Source organism: Porphyromonas circumdentaria, assembly GCF_900167105.1.
Lineage (GTDB): Bacteria > Bacteroidota > Bacteroidia > Bacteroidales > Porphyromonadaceae > Porphyromonas > Porphyromonas circumdentaria.
The window spans coordinates 1-3423 of record NZ_FUXE01000031.1 but is presented as its reverse complement, the minus strand read 5'-3'; the positions used below and the strand labels follow the sequence as shown (position 1 = coordinate 3423).

The 3423-nt window shown below is 38.9% G+C and carries 5 protein-coding genes; 4 read left to right on the top strand and 1 reads right to left on the bottom strand.

The features are described 5' to 3' along the window. Positions 1-9: 9 nt before the first annotated feature. From B5D06_RS08775 to B5D06_RS08760, 4 genes are all read left to right on the top strand, one after another. Positions 10-309: a helix-turn-helix domain-containing protein gene (locus tag B5D06_RS08775; RefSeq protein WP_078737602.1), complete on the top strand. Its 300-nt coding sequence runs from the start codon at positions 10-12 to the stop codon at positions 307-309. 468 nt (positions 310-777) lie between these two features. Continuing rightward, on the top strand, positions 778-1320 hold the full coding sequence (locus tag B5D06_RS08770; RefSeq protein WP_143742673.1) for a hypothetical protein: 543 nt from the start codon (positions 778-780) through the stop codon (positions 1318-1320). Positions 1321-1331: 11 nt separating this feature from the next. After that, entirely contained in the window at positions 1332-2303 is a 972-nt protein-coding gene (locus B5D06_RS08765) for a hypothetical protein (protein WP_078737600.1), read from the top strand. Positions 2304-2411: 108 nt separating this feature from the next. Continuing rightward, entirely contained in the window at positions 2412-2798 is a 387-nt protein-coding gene (locus B5D06_RS08760) for a hypothetical protein (RefSeq protein WP_234989588.1), read from the top strand. Between the two features lie 70 nt (positions 2799-2868). On the opposite strand, the gene B5D06_RS08755 is transcribed toward B5D06_RS08760, so the two are convergent. Then, on the bottom strand, positions 2869-3423 hold a 555-nt coding region (locus tag B5D06_RS08755; protein ID WP_159442713.1), incomplete at its 5' end, for a site-specific integrase.

Genomic DNA, 3423 nt, shown 5'->3' with positions numbered 1-3423 from the left:
ACAATGACTATGGAACACGAAATCGTAAACAAAGAAACACCCGAGATGAAAGAACTCATCTCAGGCATTAGGGAAGTAAGTAAACGTATTCGGGAGATTGCCCAAACGCACCGTCCGCTCTTCGGGGGAGAAATCTATCTCACGGGGCGAGAGGTCTGCAAACACCTTTTCGTCAGCCCCCGCACCTTGCAAGACTATCGAGACAAAGGCATTATTCCCTATACCCAAATCGCAGGGAAGATCCTCTACCGCCTCTCCGACATCAACCGACTACTGCAAGAGAATTATATAAACAGAAACCTACACTAATAACGGTGCAAGTTTTCTTTTTTCTCGTTTCTTGAAAAAAACTTCTGTCGTTTTTGTGTTAAATGCTTTGATCCCTTTTAGAATGTAGTGGAAAGATTATACCCTTGCAATTGAGTATACCATATACTCATTTTTGAGAAAAAGAGGCGTTATGTCTTCTTCTTGCATGCTCGAAGCCTAGGAAACTTTCAATCATGTGACAAGAGAAGGTGTAATGGTCTCCACGCATATAGCGTGGGGCTGTTATCCCACATCTGTCACAAAAGGTTTTCCTAGGACCTGAGCATCAAGACGTGGATTATACAGTTCCACGCTTCTGTATGTTAAACTTTAAAGGTCTGGAGGGACTAAGACCTCAAGGAATTATTCATGGAAAAGGAGCTTGAGAGATGGTGTCACGATGTTGTGGACTTTTGTAACCCAAAAGCAGAACAACTGAACCTTGATTATTATTGTTTTCAAAGTGCTATGCCAACCTTTGAACCTGAATTGTTGGTTATAGGCATCAATCCAGGAGGATGTGGTCCTTTTAGGAAAGCGAGGACGAAAGATGAGCTAAGTCAAGGATATAACATATACGACGTACGAGAAGGTCATATATGTCTAGATAATCTGAAAATGGTGCACAAGCTATCGCGTGTCTTTACTACTCCATTGTTGCAAAACACATTAGCGACCGCTACAACGATGAACATCTATTACTTTAACACACAGAATGTACAAAAAATGAATTCGGTTCTAAACCAAGAGATACGGATGTTTTGTCAACAGAAATTGCGAGAGCTTATTCATATCGTTAAACCTAAGCATATCTTGTTCCTCTGTACAGAGCTAAAAGAATTAGCTGCCGTAGGTGTGACAGAAATTAAGAATTTAGGCAACTATACAAAGGTCGGAATGTTCGAAGGGGTTAAGACACTTGCGCTACCCAATCCTGGATTCTATCGTGCCTACTCCTATACTAATGGAGAAGCTATGGGAAAAATAATCACCGAGTACCTTAATCTCTAAATTAAATAGAAATGGAAATATATAAGATTGATAGAATCAGCCGTTGGTGGTGGATCGTGTTGGGAATTCTCATTGTCATCCTTGTCTTAATATGTATATTTGATGACAGTAAAGGAGTTAGCGCTGGAATATTCCTTATCGTTCTGTATTGTATCCCTTTAGGAGGCAGACTTTTAATCCAAAAAATATTAGAAAAGCGGGCACGAGTTTATATTTATAAAAAGTTGGCTCAGATTCAACAAACAAAAACAATAGAAGAGCTTGAACAAATCCACGGTGAACTTGGAAAGAAAAGAAGATATTCTGTTAGACGCTTTGTTTATGACCATGGAATACGACCTCGCATGGAAATGCTTGCTACTCTCTTTTGCAAAAAGAATGAAAAGGAGATAGAAGAAAAACTGGAGGCTGCAACCCAAATATTACAACTACAAGAAGTAGTGTATTTGATGGCAGATATAGATGAATTTATCGAAGATACGGAAGCAGTTGCTACTTATAAGAAATCCGTGCAAAGATTATTTACCGACAAGCTGTTTCTACTGTTGTCCAGTAGTACCTCCGCAGAAGATTTTCATCAAGCATTTGAACTTTGTTTGTTGTTAGAAAAGGATTTTGCCAATGAACTTTACCAGGGATTAAGAGCAAAACTTTCTCAGGCAACATTCCTCTCATATCCTCTCAAAGAGCCTGTTGCAAAAGATCGTCTTTGTTATTATAAAGCACCAATAACATTGATTATACCCAAGAAGAATTCAGAGGATTTACTTGAAGAATATGAACTCTATGTATTTGACAACACTATAGAAATACTATCTGACGATAGTCGAAATAATTTTCTTATCAGAAATATTCTTAGGAAAAGAGTTTCCGAGGGTGTATTACACCTACTCATTAACAATAATAAGGTGCTCTTCAAAGGGTTTCCTCAGATTTTTATATTAGACAGATTAATAGACCAAATTCAAGATTATAACGCATAGTATATGGAATATGTAGGATATGTAATTTGTATCATTATTGCCTATTTCATCTTTCGTATAGGATGGAGAATCTTTGGGAAAACTTTATCACGATGGCAAAAACATCGAATGAGTGAATGGACTTTTTTCCAAAAACGATTAGCTTACTCTATCGCATTAGCTTTTATTTTTGGAGGAATACCAGCATATATCATCTTTTCATATAGCCATCCTAATCACAAGGATTCCTTTATGAATCTAAACAAAGGAAATAAAGAGCAAACCCCTCCAGAAGGGCTGAAATTTATTGATGTCGGAACTTTTAATGAAACTAGTCTTGATAAAGAAGATTTTGATGTAAATACTATAAATAATTCTGATGACGAAGTCTCATTTTCTCAAGAAGAAAACCTTGACGGAAATACGATAAATGACTCTGATAATGATATTTCATTGCCTCAAGAAGAAAATAACATTAGAGAACCTAACTTTCATCCCAAAGATAGTATCCAATAAAAGTCGCGTGGAGAAATTCGTATGTAATTTTTCTAAAAGAAGAGAAGAACAATTTATGGTTCTTCTCTTCTCACTTTAATCTGTCCATGTCCCTTGCAATCTTTTGGTCGGTGATTTGGGCGTAGATTTGAGTGCTCGCAATAGAGGAATGCCCCATCATCTTGGCGATGCTCTCCATCGGGATACCAGCCTCCAAAGTCAGCGTACCGAAGCTATGGCGGGCAACGTGCCAAGTTAGCGGAGTTCGAATGCCACACGCCAAACCTACGGATTTGAGGTAAGTGAATAGCTTGCCTTTGCTTATCGTATCGGGGAATATCTTCGTGTCTGGGAGTGTCTTGCAATCGCTCTCGTTGTCGTTCTTATAATCCTTCTTGCTTTTTTCTTTTGTGTAAAGGGAGAGTATCTGCTCCGCTATCGGATGCAGGGGGATCAAACTCTCCACCTCCGTTTTCTGTCTCGCCTTGCGGACATATCGTTTCCCATCGCTATTCGTTTCGATTTGCGAAACTCGCAGACTCTGTAAGTCGGCAAATGCCAAACCCGTAAAAACGGCAAAAAGAAACATTCTTCGGCTTAGTTCTGCCCCTTCATCCTGCAATGGGAAAGCCAACAGCTTCGCCAC

Coding starts and splice junctions, on each gene's coding strand:
- B5D06_RS08775 (WP_078737602.1), top strand. CDS start 10: ATGGAACACGAAATCGTAAACAAAGAAACACCCGAGATGAAAGAACTC.
- B5D06_RS08770 (WP_143742673.1), top strand. CDS start 778: ATGCCAACCTTTGAACCTGAATTGTTGGTTATAGGCATCAATCCAGGA.
- B5D06_RS08765 (WP_078737600.1), top strand. CDS start 1,332: ATGGAAATATATAAGATTGATAGAATCAGCCGTTGGTGGTGGATCGTG.
- B5D06_RS08760 (WP_234989588.1), top strand. CDS start 2,412: ATGAGTGAATGGACTTTTTTCCAAAAACGATTAGCTTACTCTATCGCA.